This is a genomic window from Isoptericola cucumis (assembly GCF_014635665.1).
In the GTDB taxonomy this organism is placed as follows: Bacteria; Actinomycetota; Actinomycetes; order Actinomycetales; family Cellulomonadaceae; genus Isoptericola; species Isoptericola cucumis.
Genome location: NZ_BMDG01000002.1, coordinates 256,065 through 275,543, shown reverse-complemented (window position 1 = coordinate 275,543; position 19,479 = coordinate 256,065). Strand labels below are relative to the sequence as shown.

The 19,479-nt window shown below is 73.4% G+C and carries 18 protein-coding genes; 5 read left to right on the top strand and 13 right to left on the bottom strand.

The window, feature by feature from the left end; genetic code table 11:
* Positions 1-225: 225 nt before the first annotated feature.
* Both IEW03_RS03450 and IEW03_RS03445 read left to right on the top strand, forming a co-directional pair.
* The gene (locus IEW03_RS03450) at positions 226-1,350 is read left to right on the top strand and encodes an ABC transporter ATP-binding protein (protein ID WP_188522251.1); all 1,125 of its coding nucleotides are present in this window, start codon (positions 226-228) and stop codon (positions 1,348-1,350) included.
* A gap of 106 nt (positions 1,351-1,456) precedes the next feature.
* On the top strand, positions 1,457-2,794 hold the full coding sequence (locus tag IEW03_RS03445; protein ID WP_188522250.1) for a DUF4032 domain-containing protein: 1,338 nt from the start codon (positions 1,457-1,459) through the stop codon (positions 2,792-2,794).
* 52 nt (positions 2,795-2,846) lie between these two features.
* On the opposite strand, the gene rlmB is transcribed toward IEW03_RS03445, so the two are convergent.
* The 4 genes from rlmB to IEW03_RS03425 form a co-directional block, all read right to left on the bottom strand.
* Positions 2,847-3,836: a 23S rRNA (guanosine(2251)-2'-O)-methyltransferase RlmB gene (gene rlmB, locus IEW03_RS03440; protein ID WP_188522249.1), complete on the bottom strand. Its 990-nt coding sequence runs from the start codon at positions 3,834-3,836 to the stop codon at positions 2,847-2,849.
* 205 nt (positions 3,837-4,041) lie between these two features.
* On the bottom strand, positions 4,042-5,475 hold the full coding sequence (cysS, locus tag IEW03_RS03435; protein ID WP_188522248.1) for a cysteine--tRNA ligase: 1,434 nt from the start codon (positions 5,473-5,475) through the stop codon (positions 4,042-4,044).
* A 9-nt stretch (positions 5,476-5,484) separates the two neighbouring features.
* Positions 5,485-6,810: a low temperature requirement protein A gene (locus IEW03_RS03430; RefSeq protein ID WP_229737351.1), complete on the bottom strand. Its 1,326-nt coding sequence runs from the start codon at positions 6,808-6,810 to the stop codon at positions 5,485-5,487.
* Between the two features lie 36 nt (positions 6,811-6,846).
* Positions 6,847-8,037 carry an alanine racemase gene (locus tag IEW03_RS03425; protein ID WP_188522247.1) on the bottom strand — a complete coding sequence of 397 codons (1,191 nt, stop codon included), beginning with the start codon at positions 8,035-8,037 and terminating at the stop codon, positions 6,847-6,849.
* A gap of 187 nt (positions 8,038-8,224) precedes the next feature.
* Here IEW03_RS03425 and IEW03_RS03420 point away from each other — a divergent pair, with 187 nt between their 5' ends.
* Positions 8,225-9,586, top strand: a complete 1,362-nt coding sequence (locus tag IEW03_RS03420; RefSeq protein ID WP_415803635.1) for a D-arabinono-1,4-lactone oxidase — start codon at positions 8,225-8,227, stop codon at positions 9,584-9,586.
* A 27-nt stretch (positions 9,587-9,613) separates the two neighbouring features.
* Here the strand turns inward: IEW03_RS03420 and ispF are convergent, their stop codons facing one another.
* The 3 genes from ispF to IEW03_RS03405 all read right to left on the bottom strand — a co-directional run bounded on the left by ispF (position 9,614) and on the right by IEW03_RS03405 (position 11,523).
* Positions 9,614-10,111, bottom strand: coding sequence for a 2-C-methyl-D-erythritol 2,4-cyclodiphosphate synthase (ispF, locus tag IEW03_RS03415; RefSeq protein WP_188522245.1), 498 nt, complete (start codon positions 10,109-10,111; stop codon positions 9,614-9,616).
* Entirely contained in the window at positions 10,108-10,851 is a 744-nt protein-coding gene (gene ispD / locus IEW03_RS03410) for a 2-C-methyl-D-erythritol 4-phosphate cytidylyltransferase (RefSeq protein WP_188522244.1), read from the bottom strand. The genes ispF and ispD overlap by 4 nt, the downstream gene beginning before the upstream one ends.
* A 189-nt stretch (positions 10,852-11,040) precedes the next feature.
* Entirely contained in the window at positions 11,041-11,523 is a 483-nt protein-coding gene (locus tag IEW03_RS03405; protein ID WP_188522243.1) for a CarD family transcriptional regulator, read from the bottom strand.
* Positions 11,524-11,773: 250 nt separating this feature from the next.
* Here IEW03_RS03405 and IEW03_RS03400 point away from each other — a divergent pair, with 250 nt between their 5' ends.
* The gene (locus tag IEW03_RS03400) at positions 11,774-12,271 is read left to right on the top strand and encodes a hypothetical protein (protein WP_188522242.1); all 498 of its coding nucleotides are present in this window, start codon (positions 11,774-11,776) and stop codon (positions 12,269-12,271) included.
* A gap of 121 nt (positions 12,272-12,392) precedes the next feature.
* Here IEW03_RS03400 and pstB read toward each other — a convergent pair whose 3' ends face one another.
* From pstB to IEW03_RS03370, 6 genes are all read right to left on the bottom strand, one after another.
* The gene (gene pstB, locus IEW03_RS03395; RefSeq protein ID WP_188522241.1) at positions 12,393-13,172 is read right to left on the bottom strand and encodes a phosphate ABC transporter ATP-binding protein PstB; all 780 of its coding nucleotides are present in this window, start codon (positions 13,170-13,172) and stop codon (positions 12,393-12,395) included.
* 49 nt (positions 13,173-13,221) lie between these two features.
* Positions 13,222-14,193, bottom strand: coding sequence for a phosphate ABC transporter permease PstA (pstA, locus tag IEW03_RS03390; RefSeq protein WP_188522240.1), 972 nt, complete (start codon positions 14,191-14,193; stop codon positions 13,222-13,224).
* Complete coding sequence (pstC, locus tag IEW03_RS03385) at positions 14,193-15,185, bottom strand: phosphate ABC transporter permease subunit PstC (RefSeq protein ID WP_188522239.1); 993 nt, start codon at positions 15,183-15,185, stop codon at positions 14,193-14,195. The genes pstA and pstC overlap by 1 nt, the downstream gene beginning before the upstream one ends.
* 124 nt (positions 15,186-15,309) lie before the next feature.
* The gene (locus IEW03_RS03380; RefSeq protein WP_188522238.1) at positions 15,310-16,431 is read right to left on the bottom strand and encodes a phosphate ABC transporter substrate-binding protein PstS; all 1,122 of its coding nucleotides are present in this window, start codon (positions 16,429-16,431) and stop codon (positions 15,310-15,312) included.
* 186 nt (positions 16,432-16,617) lie between these two features.
* A complete protein-coding gene (locus IEW03_RS03375) occupies positions 16,618-17,346 on the bottom strand; it encodes a response regulator (protein WP_188522237.1) in 729 nt (242 codons plus the stop codon).
* Complete coding sequence (locus tag IEW03_RS03370) at positions 17,343-18,638, bottom strand: sensor histidine kinase (protein WP_188522236.1); 1,296 nt, start codon at positions 18,636-18,638, stop codon at positions 17,343-17,345. Before IEW03_RS03370 ends, IEW03_RS03375 begins: the two co-directional genes overlap by 4 nt.
* 172 nt (positions 18,639-18,810) lie before the next feature.
* Between IEW03_RS03370 and phoU the strand changes: the two genes are divergently transcribed.
* A complete protein-coding gene (phoU, locus tag IEW03_RS03365; RefSeq protein ID WP_188522235.1) occupies positions 18,811-19,476 on the top strand; it encodes a phosphate signaling complex protein PhoU in 666 nt (221 codons plus the stop codon).
* The last annotated feature ends 3 nt before the right edge of the window (positions 19,477-19,479 follow it).

Sequence of the window (19,479 nt, the reverse complement as noted above, 5' to 3'; positions counted from 1 at the left end):
CGCCGTGCGGCGGCCGTTACCGGCCGCCACCAGCGGCTGGACGAGACACTCGTCACAGGCATGTACGATCATCCCGCACGACCCGGCCGGAGCACGGTGACGTCCCTGGCCGGGCGCGCACGACAACAGAATGTGTCACCGCCGACACGCCAGTCGTGAGAGCGCAACGGCACCCACCCACAACGGATCGTCCGGCACGTACCTGCCGGTGGAGGGAAGCACATCATGGCAACGGTCACCTTCGACCACGCGACGCGCATCTACCCGGGCACCGAGCGCCCCGCCGTCGACCAGCTCAACCTGCACGTCGAGGACGGCGAGTTCCTCGTCCTCGTCGGCCCGTCCGGCTGCGGCAAGTCCACGTCGCTGCGCATGCTCGCCGGCCTGGAGGACGTGAACGGCGGCAGCATCTACATCGGCGACCGCGACGTCACGGACGTCCAGCCGAAGGACCGCGACATCGCGATGGTCTTCCAGAACTACGCGCTGTACCCGCACATGTCGGTGGCGGACAACATGGGCTTCGCCCTGAAGATCGCGGGCAAGCCGAAGGCCGAGATCCGCGAGCGCGTCGAGGAGGCCGCCAAGATCCTCGACCTCACCGAGTACCTCGACCGCAAGCCGAAGGCGCTCTCCGGCGGTCAGCGCCAGCGTGTCGCCATGGGCCGCGCGATCGTGCGCCAGCCGCAGGTGTTCCTCATGGACGAGCCGCTGTCGAACCTCGACGCCAAGCTCCGCGTCCAGACCCGCACGCAGATCGCGTCGCTGCAGCGCCGCCTCGGGGTCACCACGGTCTACGTCACCCACGACCAGACCGAGGCCCTCACCATGGGCGACCGCATCGCGGTGCTCAAGGGCGGCCTCCTGCAGCAGGTCGGTACCCCGCGCGAGATGTACGACACCCCGCAGAACGTGTTCGTCGCGGGCTTCATCGGCTCCCCGGCCATGAACATCGCCACGTTCAAGGTCGACGACGGCGTGGCGCACGTGGGCCCCGCGCGCATCAAGCTGGAGCGCGAGGTCGTGGCGCAGCTCACCGAGGCCGACGGCGGCAAGGTCACCGTCGGGTTCCGCCCGGAGTCGCTGGACATCGTCTCCAGCACCGACGCGGACGCCATCCCCGTGCTCGTGAACCTCGTCGAGGAGCTCGGCTCCGACGCGTTCGTCTACGGCACCCTGACGGGCGAGTTCGCGCACGACGCCGAGGTCCGCTCGGGCGCCGGCGAGGACCAGGTGATCGTGCGCATCGACCCGCGCGACGTCCCGATGAAGGGCGACACGATCCACGTCGCCATCAAGCCGGGCAAGGCGCACGTCTTCTCGGCCGCCACGGGCAACCGCCTGAGCTGACGTTCCACCGACGTCGTCGCACGAGGGGCGGGTCCGGCTGCTGCCGGGCCCGCCCTTCGTCTACGCTGGCGTCCGATCTTCGTCGCGACCTGCCGTCGTCGTGACCATGGCGAGCGACCGAGGGCGAGCGACCGAGGAGGTGGGGGCGACCGTGGAGACCGAGCAGCTGCAGATCACCTCGGCGACGCCGGACTCGGCGCTGCTCGACCTGCCGTGGCGGCTGCCCCTCGCCGACTGGCCCACCGACGTGCTCGCCGCGCTGCCCCGCGGCATCTCGCGGCACGTGGTGCGTTTCGTGCGGCTCGACGGGCGCGTGCTCGCGATCAAGGAGATCAGCGAGTCGGTCGCGTTCCGCGAGTACGGGCTGCTGCGCCAGCTGCGCAAGCTCGAGATCCCCGGCGTCGTGCCGCTGGGCGTCGTCACCGGGCGCCGCGACGACGACGGGGAGCCGCTGGAGGCCGCGCTCGTCACCGAGCACCTCGCGTTCTCCCTGCCGTACCGCGCCGTGTTCAGCCAGGCGCTGCGGCCCGCGACCGCCACCCGGCTCATCGACGCGCTGGCGGTGCTCCTGGTCCGCCTGCACCTCGTCGGCTTCTACTGGGGCGACGTCTCCCTGTCGAACACGCTGTTCCGGCGCGACGCCCACCAGTTCGCGGCCTACCTCGTGGACGCCGAGACGGGCGACCTGCACCGCACCCTGTCGCAGGGCCAGCGCGAGTACGACCTCGACCTGGCCCGGACCAACATCATCGGCGAGCTCATGGACCTCGCCGCGGGCGAGCTGCTCGACGACGAGGTCGACGAGGTCGGCATCGGCGACGCCCTCATCGCGCGGTACTCCGAGCTGTGGGAGGCGCTCACCGGGGTGGAGTCGTTCGCCTCCGACGAGCGCTGGCGCGTGGCCGCCCGCATCGAGCGGCTCAACGACCTGGGCTTCGATGTCGGCGAGCTGTCCATCACCACCGACATCGACGGCACCACCGTGCGCATCCAGCCGCAGGTGGTCGACGCCGGTCACCACTCGCGCCGCCTGTTCCGCCTCACCGGGCTGGACGTGCAGGACAACCAGGCGCGGCGCCTGCTCAACGACCTCGACTCCTACCAGGCGGCGACCGAGCGGCAGGAGGAGGACCCGCAGCTCGTCGCGCACGACTGGCTGCAGAACGTGTTCCACCCCACCGTCCGCGCCGTGCCCCGCGACCTGCGGCGCAAGCTGGAGCCGGCGCAGCTCTTCCACGAGATCCTCGACCACCGGTGGTTCATCTCCGAGCAGGCCGGGCACGACGTCCCCATGCCCGAGACGACGCGGTCGTACGTCGAGCACGTGCTGCGGCACCGGCCGGACGAGAAGGCGATCCTGGGGCTCGCCCCGGGCGAGGAGGACCCGGACGACGTCGCCGAGCCCGGCGACCCCGAGGACGACCACTTCCACCTGTCGACCTGACGCCGGGGCGGTGCGCCCTGCCGCACGCAGGCACGCACCACCCGCGGGCGGGCTACCCCGCCGAGCGGCGGGCCTGCGCCACCTCGTACAGGGTGATGCCGGCGGCCACGCCCGCGTTGAGCGACTCGACGTCCGACGAGATGGGGATCGACGCCACGGCGTCGCACGACTCGCGCACCAGGCGGGACAGCCCCTTGCCCTCCGAGCCGACGACGATCACGACCGGGTCGGTCGCGAACGCGAGCGTGTGCACCTCGGCGTCCCCGCCCGCGTCGAGCCCCACGGCGAACAGGCCCGACTTCTTCAGGTCGGCCAGCGTCCGCGACAGGTTGGTCACCTTCGCCACCGGCACGCGGGCGGCGGCGCCCGCCGACGTCTTCCACGCCGACGCCGTCACGCCCGCCGAACGCCGCGACGGCACGATCACGCCGTGCGCCCCGAACGCGCCCGCGGAACGCAGCACCGCCCCGAGGTTGCGGGGGTCCGTGACACCGTCGAGCGCGACCAGCAGCGGCGGGACGCCCGCCTCGGCGGCCGCGTCGAGCAGGTCCTCCACGTCCCGGTACGCGTACGGCGGCACCTGCGCCGCGACACCCTGGTGGACCGACCCCTCCGTGAGGTGGTCGAGCTCCGTGCGGCTCACCTCGAGGAGCTGGAGCCCGCGCACCGACGCCAGCTCCAGGATCTCGCGCGTGCGGTCGTCGTGGTCGATGCGCGACGCCAGGTGCACCGCCGTCATCGGGACGTCGGTCCGCAGCGCCTCGAGCACCGCGTTACGACCCGCGACGACCTCCGCGCCGCCCGTGGCCCGCCGCGTGCCGCGCACCACGCCCTTGGCCGCGCCCTTGCCGGCCTGCGACGTCTTGCGCTTCTCGGCCTCCACCTTCCGCTTGTGCGCGGCGTGGTACGTGCGGTCCTCCGCCTTCGGCGTCGGTCCCCTGCCCTCCAGGGACTTGCGACTGTGGCCGCCGGTACCGACGCGGGCGCCCTTCTTGCTGCCGTCCTTGCGCACCGCGCCGGGACGCTTCGAGTTGCCTGCCATCGTGTCTCTCTTCTCAGCGGTTCAGGTTCAGTCTGAGTAACGGCCGCCTGAGCATGGGGTTCCGCGGCGGGCGAGTGCCTCGTTCCTCGGCCCTCACCCTCTGCTTCACCTCCGGCTCAGTCGGGTTCTTTGCCGCCTGAGCATGCGGTTCCGCGGCGGGCGAGTGCCTCGTTCCTCGGCCCTCACCCTCTGCTTCACCTCCGGCTCAGTCGGTGAGCGTCCAGCGGGCGCCGTCCGCGGAGTCCTGCACCACGACGCCGGCCGCGGCCAGGCGGTCGCGGATCGCGTCGCTCGTGGCCCAGTCCTTCGCGGCACGCGCCTCGGCCCGCGCCGTGAGCTCGGCGGCGACGAGGGAGTCCAGCGCCGCACGGGCCCGCGACGACCCGCGGTCCGCGCCGCCGGCCCACTGCGGCGACCCCGGGTCGAGGCCGAGCACGTCGAGCATCCCACGGAGCGCGACCAGCTCGTCGCGCGCCGCGGCGTCGTCACGCGACGCCAGCGCGGAGTTCCCCGCCCGTAGGTGCTCGTGCACGACCGCGAGCGCGGCCGGGACGTTGAGGTCGTCGTCCATCGCCGCGACGAAGTCCGCCGGCAGCTCGACCTTGGCCACCTCCTGGTCGGAGACCTCGCCGACCCGCTCCCGTGCGCGCTCCACGAAGCCCGTGAGGCGCTCCCAGGTGGCGCCCGCCTCGTCGAGCGTGTCCGGGGTCCACTCCAGCATCGAGCGGTACTGCACCGCAGCGAGCGCGTAGCGGACGACCGGCGCGGGCGCCTGCGCGAGCAGCTCCGAGACGAGCAGCCCGTTGCCGAGCGACTTGCTCATCTTCACGCCCTGCTGCGTCACCCACGCGCAGTGCATCCAGCGCTGCGCGAAGCCGTACCCCGCGGCACGCGACTGCGCCTGCTCGTTCTCGTGGTGCGGGAACCGCAGGTCGAGGCCGCCGCCGTGGATGTCGAACGACTCGCCCAGGTAGCGCTGCGCCATCGCCGAGCACTCGAGGTGCCAGCCCGGCCGGCCGCGGCCGAACGGCGTGTCCCACGACGCCGTGCCGGGCTCGCCCGGCTTCGGCGCCTTCCACAGCGCGAAGTCGTGGGGGTCCTTCTTGCTCGACGCCGCGGCGTCCGGGTCGCCCGTCGGCTCCGGGCTGAGGTCCTCCAGGCGCTGGCGCGTCAGCTCGCCGTACGCCGGCCAGGACCGCACGTCGAACCAGACGTCCCCGTCCCCCGTCGGGTAGGCGTGGCCGCGCTCGACGAGGCGCTCCATGAGCGCCACCATGTCGGGCACGTGGCCGGTGGCCCGCGGCTCGTACGTGGGCGGCAGGATGCCGAGCGCGTCGTACGCCTGGGTGAACACGCGCTCGTAGCGCGCGGCGTGCGCCCACCACGGGACGCCCGCGGCCGCCGCCTTCGCGAGGATCTTGTCCTCGATGTCGGTCACGTTGCGCACCAGGGTGACGCGGTACCCCTGGCGCTCGAGCCAGCGGCGCAGCACGTCGAACGCGACCGCGGGACGCAGGTGACCGACGTGCGGGGGTGCCTGGACGGTGGCGCCACACAGGTAGATGCCGACCTCGCCCGTGGTCAGGGGGACGAAGTCGCGCACGTCGCGCGTGGCGGTGTCGTACAGGCGGAGGGTCACCCGTCCAGCCTACCGGCCGCCCCCCGAGCCCTGCCCCTGCTCCTGCCCCGGCCCGGCCCCCTCGACCAGCGCCGCCACGTGCTGGTGCCCGCGCGTCTCGTAGCCCACGACCGTCACCGCCGGGGCGAGCATGACGACCAGCAGCCCGACCGACGTCGGCGCCCCCACGGCGACCACGACGACCGCGAGCACGACCGTCGCGACCCCGCCGGCCAGCAGCGCCAGGTGCAGCGGGTCCACGGTGCGGGCCAGCGTCCAGAACATGAGGTAGTCGGCGACGAGGAACACCAGCACCGGCACCGCGACGGCCAGCAGCGCGCCGACCGGCCCGAGCGCCGAGTGCCCTTCGAGGTCGTAGGCGACCACGTGCAGGCCCGCCCCCACCCCGGCGAGCGCCGCGAAGACCACGAGGTGCCCGTAGCCCCAACCGAACGACCGCTCCGGATGACGCGCCAGCAGGTCGCCGGCCGGGGTGATGAAGTACGTCCACCACAGGCCGAACGTCAGCCCGGTGCCCGCGAGCGCCACCAGCGCGGCGTCGACGCTCCAGCCCTGCGTCTCGACGACGGCGGACAGCGACGCGACCGTGCCGATGACCCCCTCGCCGAGGGTGATGATCGCCAGGAGCCCGTACCGCTCCGCGATGTGGTGCGGGTGCCACGGCGTGCCACGCCGCCCGTCGGGGCCCGCGGGGAGCCGCTCCGCGACCCAGGGGCCCGCCGTTTCCACGAGGATCAGCACCCCGCCCACCGCGAAGAACGTGCCGACCGAGACCGGCGCGACCGCCAGCACGACCCACCCGACCTGCGACACGACGAGCGCCCGCACGTAGGTGAGGCAGATCGCGCGGCACCGCGGCGCCTGCCGGGACGCGCGCAGCCACTGCACGAGCATCGCGAGCCGCATGACGACGTACCCGGCGACCATGACCTCGTTGTCCACCCGCTGGCCCTGGTCGATCGAGCGGAACATCTCCGGCAGGCCGAGGGCGAGGACGACGACGCCCACCATCTGCACCATCGTCGTGAGGCGGTAGACCCAGTCGTCGGTGTCGAAGGCGGAGGCGAACCAGGAGAAGTTGATCCACGCCCAGCAGATCGCGAACATCGCGAAGCCGAAGCCCGTCAGGCCCGCGGCCACGTGCCCCTCGGCCACCAGGTGCGCGGCCTGCTCCCCTGCGACGCCGAACGCCACGACGAACGCCAGGTCGAACAGCAGCTCCAGGGGCGTGGACGGCCGGTGCGCGTCACCGGGGTCGCGCCCGGACATCCGCCGCACCCGCGGCACCCGGGACACCGGCACGGCCGGCCCCGCGGCGGGGTTCACGTCGTTCATCCGCCCATCATGGCGACCGACCCGGCCGCGCGCGCCTCAGCCGAAGGTCTTCCCCTCGCCGCGGTACGTGGGCACGACATCGACGACCTCGTCGCCACGCACGAGGTGCACGGCGTCGAACCGCTCCATGAGCTCGCCCGCCTTGGCGTGCCGCATCCACACCCGGTCGCCCACGCGCAGCGGGCGCTGGCCGGCCGAGCGACGCCGCAGCGGGGTCATGACCTCCCCCGCGCCCTCCGTGCCGGTCAGCGCCCAGCCCGCGGTGGCGACGCGAGGCAGCCGCGCACGGCCCCCAGGCCCGGACGCCGGATAGCCGCCGCCGAAGGCCGTGGCCCACCCCGGGGCGGGCACGCGGACCACGTCCAGGCCGAAGAACGCCGACGGTCGGGGCCGGAACGACCGGTAGCCGTCGAACAGCCCGGGCACGAACAGTCCCGAACCGGCGGTCACCTCGGTGACGTGCGGCCCGGCGCTGGAGGTCTCGAGGGACCCCGTGCCGCCCGAGTTCACCAGGTCCAGGCGGTGCCCGACGGCGGTCTCCGCGGCCGCGAGCAGGTCGCCGCGCCGGTCGTCGACGTCCGCGACGGAGAGTCGCTTGGCGAGGCGGACGGCCGGGTTGGTGTCCGGCAGTCCCGCGACCTGCGCCTCGTACAGCATCAGCCCGCGCAGCCGGGCGCCGGGGACCGCCTCCGCCCGCGCCGCGAGCGTGCCCACCTCCGCCGGAGTGCGCAGCGGCGAGCGTCGTGTGCCGACGTGCACCTGCAGCGGCCCCACGCCGACCCGCAGGGAGGCGTCCACGTCCAGGCAGACCTGCACGTCCGACAGCGGGTCCGAGGGGCCCTGCTCGAGGGCGCCGCGCAGCAGCGTCAGCTGCGCGACGTCGTCGACCATGAGCGTGATCTCGCGGCGCGCGGTCGCGTCGCCGGCGAGGCGCGCCAGCGCGTCCCGGTCCACGCTCGGGTAGCCGACCAGCACGTCGCGCACCCCCGTGCCCACCAGCCACAACGCCTCGGCCAGCGAGAACGCCATGACACCCGTGAACCCGGCGTCCAGCGCCCGGCCGACCAGCGCCCGCACCCGGACGGACTTGCTGGCGAGCCGCACCGGCGTCCCCGAGGCCCGGCGCAGCAGGTCGGCGGCGTTCGCGTCGAAGGCGTCCAGGTCGACGACGGCGACGGGCGCCGAGACCCGCGCCGTCGCACGGCCCAACCGGTCCGTGAGGGTCATGGCCCGCACCGTACACCCGGCGCGACGCGCGCCCCACGCCCGCGACGACCTGCCCACCCGCCCGCGACGACCTGCCCACCCGCCCTCCCGGAGCACGGCGGTGCCGTGGCAGAGTGTCCGCGTGACTCAGAGCAGCGTCGCCAGCGCACCACCCGCCGTCCCCGGACCAGCCGGCGGCGGCACCCCCCTGCGCACGTGGGGGCGCACCGTGACGTGGACCCCGGCCCGGAGGGTCGCCCCGCACGACGAGGCCGGTCTCGCCGCGGCCGTCGCGGCGGCGTCCGCCGAGGGGCTGCGGGTGCGCGCGATGGGCGCCGGGCACTCCTTCACCCCGGCCGCGGTGACCGACGGGCTGCACCTCGACCTGGACCGGCTCGGCGGCATCGAGTCCGTGCTGCCGCAGCCCGACGGCACCACCCACGTCACCGTGCGTGCCGGCACCCGCCTGTCCGCGCTGAACCGGCTGCTGGCAGTCCTGGGGCTCGCGATGCGCAACCTTGGCGACATCGACCGGCAGTCGGTCGCCGGCGCGATCTCCACCGGCACGCACGGCACGGGCGTGCGGCTCGGCGGGCTCGCCACCCAGGTCCGCGGCGTGCGCGTCGTGACCGCCGACGGCACCGTCCGGACGGCGACCGACGCCGCCGCACCGGGAACGCCCGAGCGGGACCTCTTCGAGGTCGCGCGCCTCGGGCTCGGCACCGCGGGCGTGCTGGCCGCCGTGACGCTCGAGGTGGTCCCCGCCTTCTGGCTCCGGGCCCGGGAGGAACCCTGGCCCCTGGACCGCGTGCTGGAGGGCCTGGAGGACTACGTCGACGGCAACGACCACGCCGAGTTCTACTGGTTCCCCGGCACCCGGCGCGCGCTGACCCTGCGCAACAACCGCGCGGACGCCGACGAGGTCGCCGCCTGGGCGGCGCGCCGCACGGGCGCGGCCGGCAGGCTGCGCGCGGCGGCCGGCCGGGCGCGCGCCCTGCTCGACGACGAGGTGCTGTCCAACGGCGCCTTCGGGGTGGTGAACCGCATCGCCCTGGCGGCGCCCGGGGCGGTGCCCCGGCTCAACGCCGTGAGCGCGCGGGCGCTCGGCGCGCGGGACTACGTGGCGCCGTCGCACGACGTCTTCATCCATCCCCGCCGCGTACGGTTCGCCGAGATGGAGTACGCGCTGCCCCGCGCCGAGCTGCGCGGGGCGCTCGCCGAGCTCGACGGCTGGCTGCGCCGCTCTGGCGAGCCGGTGCCGTTCCCCGTGGAGGTGCGCTTCGCGGCCGCGGACGACGTGTGGCTCTCGACGGCACGCGACCGCGAGACGGCGTACGTGGCGGTGCACCAGTACGCGCCGATGCCGCACCGGCGCTACTTCGACGCCGCCGAGCAGGTCTTCACCGCCGTCGGCGGGCGCCCCCACTGGGGCAAGCTGCACACGCGGACGGCCGACGACCTCGCCGACCACTACCCGCTGGACGACGTGGCCCGGGTGCGCGGCGTCGTCGACCCGGACGGCGTGTTCCGCAACGACTACACCGACACGGTCCTGGGCCCGCCCCGCTGACCCCCGTGGTGGGGGCGACCAGCCTCGTCAGGGGCGGGGGACGACGAGCGCGGTCGCGACCGCCGCGACGCCCTCGCCGCGCCCGGTCAGCCCGAGGCCGTCGGTCGTGGTGGCCGTGACCGACACCGGCGCTCCCGCGGCCGCGGTCAGCGCGGCGGCGGCCTCGTCGCGGCGAGGGCCGATCTTGGGCCGGTTGCCGATCACCTGGACGGCGACGTTCCCGACGTCGAACCCGGCGTCCCGCACCCGGCGCGCGGCCTCGGCGAGCAGGACGGTCCCGGCCGCGCCCGCCCACTGCGGCTCGCTCGTGCCGAAATGGCTGCCGAGGTCGCCGATCCCGGCGGCGGAGAAGAGGGCGTCGGCGGCGGCGTGCGCCGCGACGTCCGCGTCGGAGTGCCCGGCCAGGCCGCGCTCGCCCGGCCAGTGCAGCCCGCCGAGCCACAGCTCGCGGTCCTCGCCCTCGGGGGCGTAGGCGTGGACGTCGACGCCGATCCCGGTGCGGGGCAGGCGGTGCTCGGTGCTCACGACTCCTCCTCGGCCAGCAGGCCCGCGACCAGCAGGTCGCGCTCGGTGGTGATCTTCATCGCCGCGTCGTCGCCCGCGACCACGTGCACGGGCAGCCCCAGCGCCTCGACCAGCCCGGCGTCGTCCGTCGCGGCCAGGTGCTCGGCGTCCGCCCGCCGGGCCCCGTCCTCGTGCGCGCGCACGAGGACGGGGCGGTCGAAACCCTGCGGCGTCTGCACGGCGCGCAGGAGCCCGCGGTCGGGGGTCTCGACGACCCGCTCGGCCAGCGGCCCCTCGGCCCGCGTGACGGTGTCCGGCGACGTGGGGACGACGCGCTTGACGGTGTCGACGACCGGCAGCCCGGGGACGACGGCGGCGTGCCCCTGGCGCACGGCGGCGACCACGCGGCGCACGAGGCCGGGGGGCGCCAGCGGCCGGGCCGCGTCGTGCACGAGGACGACGTCGACGTCGGCTGCGGCGAGCCGGAGCCCGGCGGCGACGGACGCCTGCCGCGTGCTCCCGCCCTCGACCGCCCGCACGGGCAGGCCGACCTGCGGGTCGTGCGCCACCAGCTCGCCGACCTCGACGGCGAGGCCGGGCGGGCACGTGACGACGAGGGAGTCGACGACGCCGGAGGCCGCGAGGCGGCGGGCGGCGTGCAGCACCAGCGGGAAGCCGGCGAGGTCCACGAGCGCCTTCGGCAGGTCGCGGCCGAGGCGGGTGCCGGAACCGGCGGCGGTGAGGATCGCGAGCGTCGTCATCGGGGGCTGGCCTTCGGCTCGGTGGACGGGGCGGCGGACGGGGCGTGGTGGCGGGGCGTCGTGGCGGGCGGGGCAGGAGGTCGCTGCGGACGAGGCTCCGGAGAAGGCTCCGGACATGAGTGTCGCCGCGCACCGAGGACGGTGCGCGGCGACTCTCGAGGATCCGCAGCGGGAACGATCAGGAGGCCGTCAGCTGGCGAGGACCTCGTCGATGATCGCGCCGGCCTTCTCCTCGTCGACACCCTCCGCGAGCGCGACCTCGGACTCGAGGATCTGGCGGGCCTTGGCCAGCATCCGCTTCTCGCCGGCCGACAGGCCACGGTCCGCGTCGCGGCGCGACAGGTCGCGCACGACCTCGCCGACCTTGATCACGTCGCCGGAGGCAAGCTTCTCGAGGTTCGCCTTGTAACGTCGCGACCAGTTGGTCGGCTCCTCGGTGTACGGGGCGCGCAGCACCTCGAACACCTTGTCCAGCCCCTGCTGGTCGACCACGTCGCGCACGCCGACCAGGTCGACGTTCTCCGCCGGGACCTCGATGGTCAGGTCCCCCTGGGCGACCTTGAGCTTGAGGTACATCTTCTCTTCGCCACGGATCTTGCGCGTCTTGATCTCCTCGATCAGCGCGGCACCGTGATGCGGGTAGACAACCGTCTCGCCTACTGTGAACGTCATCTGCAGATGTCCCCTTTCCCAATCGACGATCCTACCATGCGGGCCTGACGCCCCCGCGGGCCCGGGGCGTCGTCACGCGCCGGTCCGGTCGGTGTTTTCGCAGGTCAGAGGCATGATCGCCAACCGATGGGGCGATCGGCGCACGGCATCGGTACGATGAGCCGGGGCCCCCTGCGGGCTCAGTCACCACTTGCCGTGTGTGCGCGTCGTGAAGCCCGCGCGCCAGGCCACGCCTTGCGAAGGAGAGCACGTGTCCCGCTCCGCCCGTCCCGCACGTTCCGTCGTCGTCGCCGCGAGCGCTGCGGCAGGCACCCTGCTGCTGGCCGCCTGCTCCCCCACCACGACGGTGATGCCGTACGCCCCGTCCGACGGCGCGCGCGTGAACCTCACCGACACCGTGCGCGGGCTCAACCTGCTGGTCGTGTCCGCGGCCGAGGGCGAGCCGGGCACGATCCTGGGCGCGCTCGCCAACGACTCCGCAGAGACCGTCGAGTTCGAGCTCGCCCCCGAGGGCGCGGCGCCGCTGACCGTGTCCGTCCCGGCCGGCGAGACGGTCTACCTCGGCGGGGGCTTCCCCGAGGGCGAGGGGCTCGAGGCCCTGATCGACGAGGTCGCGGCCATCCCGGGCGGAGACCTGGAGACCACGCTGTCCGGCGCCGGCGCGCAGGAGGAGTTCCCCATGCCGGTCTTCGACGGCACCCTGCCGGAGTACGCCGACCTCGTCCCCGAGGCCGTCGTCGGCTCCTGAGCCGCACGAGCCGGCCGCAGGCCGGCACGCGAGCGGCACGCACCGCGACGAGAAAGGGACGGACCGCCCGCGGGCGGTCCGTCCCTTCGTCGTCCCGGCGAGGGTCGTCAGCTCGACGGCGTCATCCGAAGCGGCCGGAGACGTAGTCCTCCGTGGCCTGCTGCGACGGCGAGGAGAACATCGTCGCCGTGTCGTCCATCTCGATGAGGCGTCCCGGCTTGCCCGTGCCGGCGATGTTGAAGAACGCGGTGCGGTCGCTCACGCGGGCCGCCTGCTGCATGTTGTGGGTCACGATGACGATCGTGTACTCCTGCTTCAGCTCGCCGATGAGGTCCTCGATGGCGAGGGTCGAGATCGGGTCCAGGGCCGAGCACGGCTCGTCCATGAGGAGCACCTGCGGTCGCACCGCGATGGCGCGGGCGATGCACAGCCGCTGCTGCTGGCCGCCCGACAGCCCTGAGCCTGGCTTCTCCAGCCGGTCCTTGACCTCGTTCCACAGGTTCGCCCCGCGCAGGGACCGCTCGACGAGGTCGTCGGCGTCCGAGCGGCTGATGCGCCGGTTGTTGAGCTTCACGCCCGCGAGCACGTTGTCCTTGATCGACATCGTGGGGAACGGGTTGGGGCGCTGGAAGACCATGCCGACGTTGCGGCGGACCGCCACCGGGTCGACGTCGTCGCCGTACAGGTCGACGCCCTCGAGCTCCACGGAGCCCTCGACGCGGGCGCCGGGGATCACCTCGTGCATGCGGTTGAGGGTGCGCAGGAACGTCGACTTGCCGCAGCCGGACGGGCCGATGAAGGCCGTCACGGACTTGGGGTCGACCGTCATGGTGACGTCCTGCACGGCGAGGAAGTCGCCGTAGTAGATGTTCAGGTCCTTGGTGTCGATGCGCTGTGCCATCGTGGGTGTCCTTCGTGGGGAGGCTGCGGCGGGCAGGTGCGTCTGCGCGTCAGCGCAGCTTCGGGGAGAACCAGCGGTTCACCAGGCGTCCGATGAGGTTGAGGGCGAGGACGATCACGATCAGCACGAGCGCCGCGCCCCAGGCGTTCTGGATCGCGATGTCGGCGACGCAGGAGGCCGACTCGCCGCCCGGGCAGGGCGCCACGCCCTGGCTGTACTGCCGGTAGGCGAACACCGGCAGGGTCATCATCCGCCCTTCGAACGGGTCGAAGTTGATCGAGTCGGTGACCCCGACGGTGACCAGCAGCGGCGCCGTCTCGCCGATCACGCGGGCGACGGCGAGCAGGATGCCGGTGGTCAGGCCTGCCACGGACGTGCGCAGCACGACCTTGATGATCGTCAGCCACTTCGGCACGCCGAGGGCGTACGCCGCCTCGCGCAGCTCGTTCGGCACGAGCTTGAGCATCTCCTCGCAGGAGCGCACCACCACGGGGATCATCAGCACCGACAGGGCGACGGCTCCGATGAGCCCCATCCGCACACCGGGCCCGAGGATGAGGGTGAACAGCGAGATCGCGAAGAGCCCGGCCACGATCGAGGGGATGCCGGTCATGACGTCGACGAAGAACGTCACGGCCCGGGCCAGCGCGCCCTTGCCGTACTCGACGAGGTAGATGGCGGTCAGCACGCCGATCGGCACGGAGATGAGCGTCGCCAGCCCCGTGATGATCAGCGTGCCCATGATGGCGTGGTAGATGCCGCCGTTCGGGTCGCCGCCGAAGATGTTGCGCATCGACAGGCTGAGGAAGTCCATGCTGATGCGCCCGATGCCGCTGGACACCACGGTCCACATGAGCGACACGAGCGGGGCCATCGCCACCGCGAAGGCCGCCCAGATCAGCACCTGCATCGTGCGGTCGGTGCGCCGGCGGCGCGGGTCGGCCGCGGTGAGGAGCGCCCGCGTGCGGGCGGTGGAGTCGGCGGCGTCCGTCGTGGGGGTGGTGGGTGCGGTCGCGCTCATCAGTTGGCCCCCGAGAATTCCTTGCGCCGCGCGACGATGGCGCGTGCGGCCATGTTGACGGCCAGCGTGATGACGAACAGCACGAGGCCGGTGGCGATCAGCGTGTTCACCGCGAGGCCGCTGGCCTCCGGGAAGTCGGCCGCGATGTAGGCGGCGATGGTCTGGTGCTGGGAGCTGTCGAGGATCCGGAACGAGTACAGGAACCCGGGCGACAGGATCATGAGCACCGCCATCGTCTCCCCGAGCGCGCGGCCCAGGCCGAGCATCGCCGCCGAGATCACGCCCGAGCGGCCGAACGGCAGCACCGCGGTGCGGACCACCTCCCAGCGGGTGGCGCCCAGCGCCAGCGCCGCCTCCTCGTGCAGCTTCGGCGTCTGGAGGAACACCTCGCGCGCCACGGCCGTGATGATCGGCAGGATCATCACGGCGAGCACCACGGACACCGTCGCGAGCACGCGCGACGTCGGCGAGACCGGACCCGCGAACAGCGGGAACCAGCCGACGTACTCGTTCAGCCACGCCCACACCGGCTGGACCGCCGGGCCGAGCACGTAGATCCCCCACAGGCCGTAGATGACCGACGGGACGGCCGCCAGCAGGTCCACCAGGTAGCCGAGCAGCTGGGACAGCCGCCGCGGGGCGTAGTGCGAGATGAACAGCGCGATCCCCATCGCCAGCGGGGTGGCGATCGCGAGCGCCAGCGCCGCCGCCAGGAGGGTGCCGAACACGAGCGGCCCGACGTACTCCAGCAGCGAGGTGTCGTCCGGGAAGCGCGGCACCGCCGACGCCAGCTCGTCCTCGCCCGCGGTCAGCGCCGGCCACGCCTGCTGCAGCAGGAACAGCGCGACGGCGGCCAGGACCGCCAGGATCAGGACGCCGGCGCCGACGGCGATCCACCGGAAGACCCGGTTGAACCCTCGGTCGGTCGTGCGACGGCGGGTGCGTCGTCGCCCCGGCGCCTCGGCGGGCGGTGGGCTGACGGTCGTGGTCACTCGTGCTCCTCGTTGCTTCCTGTCTGGTCCGACGGAATCCGCTGGTCGGGCCTGTCGAGACCTTGCGGTCTCCTCAGGCCCGACCAGCGGACTGTCCGGCGTCGGTGTCCGTGTGCGATCGGGGTCAGCCCGCCGCGATCGCCTCGATCGACGGCAGCACCGCGTCGCGGATCTCCGCGGACAGCGGGGCCGAGCCCGCGGCGTCCGCGGCGGCCTGCTGGCCCTCCTCGCTGACCAGGTAGCTCATGAAGCCCTTGACCAGCTCGGCGGTGGCCTCGTCCTCGTACGTGCCGCAGGCCAGCGAGTAGGACACGAGCACGATCGGGTACGTGCCCGGGATGTCGCGCTGCAGGTCGATGGAGTAGATGCCCTCGGCGGTGCCCTCGGTGCGCGGCGACTGGGCCACGACCTCGGCGGCGGCGTCCGCGCTGTACGGGACGAACTCGTCGCCCACGCCCACCGCGACCGTGCCGAGGCCGCTGACCTGCGACGCGTCGGCGTACGTGATCGTGCCCTCGCCGGCCTGCGCGGCCGCGACGACCCCGGAGGTGCCCTGGGCCGACTCCTGGCCCTTGATCGGCCAGACGCCCGAGGCCTCGTGCGTCCAGGCGTCGGGGGCCGTGTCCGCCAGGTACTCCTGGAAGTTCTCGGTGGTGCCGGACTCCTCGGAACGGTGCACCACCGTGATGTCGGTGGCGGGCAGCGCGGCGTCCGGGTTGTCGGCCGCGATCGCCTCGTCGTCCCACGTGGTGATGTCGCCGGCGAAGATCCCGGCGATCACCTCGGGCTTGAGGTTGAGCTCCTCGACGCCCGGCAGGTTGAAGGCCACGGCGACCGGGCTCACGTACCCGGGGAACTCGATGACCCCGCCGGCGCCGCACTGGGCCTCGGCGGCGGCGAGCTCGTCGTCCTCGAGCGCCGCGTCCGAGCCGGCGAAGGCGTAGGTGCCGTCACCGAAGCCGGTGCGGCCGCCGCCCGAGCCGACCGGGTCGTAGTTGACGGTGCTGTCGGGGTTCGCCTGCTGGAAACCGGCGCGCCAGGCCTCCATCGCGGCCTCCTGGGACGAGGCGCCACCACCGCTGAGCTCACCGGACAGGGACGACTCGCCCGAGTCGGGAGAGGTGGTGCCCTCTGTCGCAGACGTCTCCGGGTCCGAGCCGCACGCTGCGAGCGAGAGAGCCAGAGCGCCTACCGCGACGACGGATCCAGCACGGGTGAATCGGCTGAGCTTCACGTGTCGTTCCATCCTGTTCACGCGTTGGTCGAGCCGGCGACCGCCGGCCTCGCTGGGAACGTTAAGGAGGCAAGGTGGCCCGGGCCCCAGGAGCAGGTGAACGACAGGTGAACAGTGCGAGGCGCTCGATCGGGGGCAGTCACGGCACGCCGTGCGGACCCGTCACGAGCGCCTCGTCGTGAGCGCCTCGTCCCGCCGTCAGGACGTCGGGGAGACCTCGTCGTCGGCGAGCTTGTACCCCAGGCCGCGCACCGTGAGGAGCAGCGTCGGGCTGCCGGGGTCGGCCTCGATCTTGGAGCGGATCCGCTTCACGTGGACGTCGAGCGTCTTGGTGTCGCCCACGTAGTCGGCGCCCCACACCCGGTCGATGAGCTGGCCGCGGGTCAGCACGCGGCCCGCGTTGCGCAGCAGCAGCTCCAGCAGGTCGAACTCCTTGAGCGGCAGCGACACGGTGTCCCCGCCGACGGAGACCGTGTGCCGCTCCACGTCCATGCGCACCGGGCCCACCTCGAGGACCGCCTCGCCGTCGTCGTCGTGCCCGTTCGTGGGCGCCTCGGCGGCCGCCGGGCCGCGACGACGCATGACCGCCCGCATCCGCGCCAGCAGCTCGCGGAACGAGTACGGCTTGGTGACGTAGTCGTCGGCGCCGAGCTCCAGGCCCACGACCTTGTCGATCTCGGAGTCCTTCGCCGTGAGCATGATGACGGGGACGTCGCTGCGCTGGCGCAGCTCGCGGCACACCTCCGTGCCGCTGAGGCCGGGGAGCATGAGGTCGAGCAGCACCAGGTCCGCCCCGCCGTCGTCGAACGCCGCCAGCGCATCGACCCCGTTCGAGGCCTCCACGACCTCGAACCCCTCACGGGTGAGCTGATACGTCAGCGGGTCGCGGTACGACTCCTCGTCCTCGACCACCAGGATGCGCGTCACGCGCCTACCTCCTCGTCCGTCGTCCGGTGGCGGGCCGGGTCCGTCCCCGCGCCCCCCGCCGGGCTGCTGTGGATGCTGCTGTCCGTGCTGTCCGTGCTGCCCGCGCCGGTGGGACCGGGGTGCGGGCCGGTGCCGGGCAGGGCCGGCAGGTCGTCGTGCGGCAGGTCCGCCGCGGGGATGCGCAGGGTGAACGTCGAGCCCTTGCCCGGCTCGGACCAGATCCGCACGTCGCCGCCGTGGTCGGCCGCGACGTGCTTGACGATGCTCAGGCCCAGGCCCGTGCCCCCGGTGTCGCGGGAGCGCGCCGGGTCCACCCGGTAGAAGCGCTCGAAGACGCGGTCCTGCTCGTCGGCCGAGATGCCGACGCCCTGGTCGACGACGTCGATCTCCACCAGGCCGCCGCGCTCGCGCACGCCCACGCCCACGCGCGTGTTCTCCTCGGAGTACGACACGGCGTTGTCCAGCAGGTTGCGCACGGCCGTGACGAGCAGGTTGTGGTCGCCGTAGACGAGGCAGTCGGCCGCACCCCCGACCGTGATCGCGATGTTCTTTCCGTTCGCGGTGGTGCGCGCCCGGTCGACGGCCTCGTCGACGACGTCGCGCACGGGGATGGCGGAGACCTCCTGCAGCGCGCCCGCGACCTGGAGCCGCGAGAGCTCGATGATCTCCTGCACCAGCGCCGACAGGCGCGTGGCCTCCGCCTGCATGCGCTCGGTGAACCGCCGCACGGCCACGGGGTCGTCCGCCGCGTCCTGCACCGTCTCGGCCAGCAGCGCCAGCGCGCCGACCGGCGTCTTGAGCTCGTGCGAGACGTTGACGACGAAGTCGCGGCGGATGGCCTCGACCCGGCGGGCCTCGGTGCGGTCCTCCGCCAGGACGAGCAGCTGGTCGGGCCCCACCGGGGCCACGCGCACCTGCAGCAGGACGGTGCCCGACCCGATGGGTCCGCGGGGCAGCTCGAGCTCCTCCTCGCGGATCACGCCGTCGCGGCGCACCTGCCGCACGAGGTCGACGATCGCCGGGTGCGCGAGCGCGTCGTTGCGCACCACCCCCAGGGCGTAGGCCGGCGGCGAGGCCCGCACGACGTCGTCCTCCGCGTCCAGCACGACGGCGGCGGAGCGCAGCACGGCGAGCACGCGCACCAGCCCCTCGTCGAGCTCGGCGGCCGGCGCCTCCGCGGGCTTGCGCTGCACCCGTTCCGAGATGCGGAAGGCGAGGGTCGCGACCACGCCCACCACGACGCCGAGGACGCCCGCGAGGACCGCCGTGACGCCCTGGATGATTTCGTCCACGACCTCAGGGTAGGTCGGCGCGCGCCCCGCAACCGTCGGGAATCCGAACTGCTCAGCGACCCGTCGTCCACTGTTCACCTTCGGGGCGCTCCGAGTTCACCTTGCGGCCCACGCCGCGTCTCCGGCGCGTGGCAACCTGGGGGCAGACCCGCCTTTCCTGAGAGGACACCTGATGCGAGAGATCTTCGAGGCCGAGCTGCGCCAGGTCGGCGACGACCTCATCGAGATGAGCCGGCTCGTCGAGTCGGCCATCACCCGGGCCGGGACCGCGCTGCTGGAGGCCGACCACCAGCTCGCGCAGGAGGTCATCGCCTCCGACCACGCCATCGACCGGCTCGAGAGCACGCTCGACGAGCGGTGCGTGCACCTGCTCGCCCAGCAGGCGCCCGTCGCCACCGACCTGCGCGTCATCATCACCGCGCTGCGGATCAGCGCCACGATGGAGCGCATGGGCGACCTGGCCCGGCACGTGGCCGAGATCGCGCGCGGCCGCTACCCCGCCCAGGCGGTGCCGCCGTCCGCCCGCGAGACCTTCGTCAAGATGAACGACGCCGCGGTCCACGTCGCGCAGCGCATGACGTCGCTCCTCGCCACCCGCGACCTCGAGGACGCCGCCCAGCTGGAGCAGGACGACGACCTGCTCGACGCCCTGCACCAGGACACGTTCGCGGCGACGCTCTCGCCCGAGTGGACCGGGACGCCGCAGCAGACCGTCGACGTCACCCTGCTGGGCCGGTACTACGAGCGCTTCGGCGACCACGGCGTGTCCGTGGCCCGCCGCATCACGTTCCTGGTGACGGGCGACTTCGAGGCGGAGCACGCCCGCCCCGAGGTCTGACCG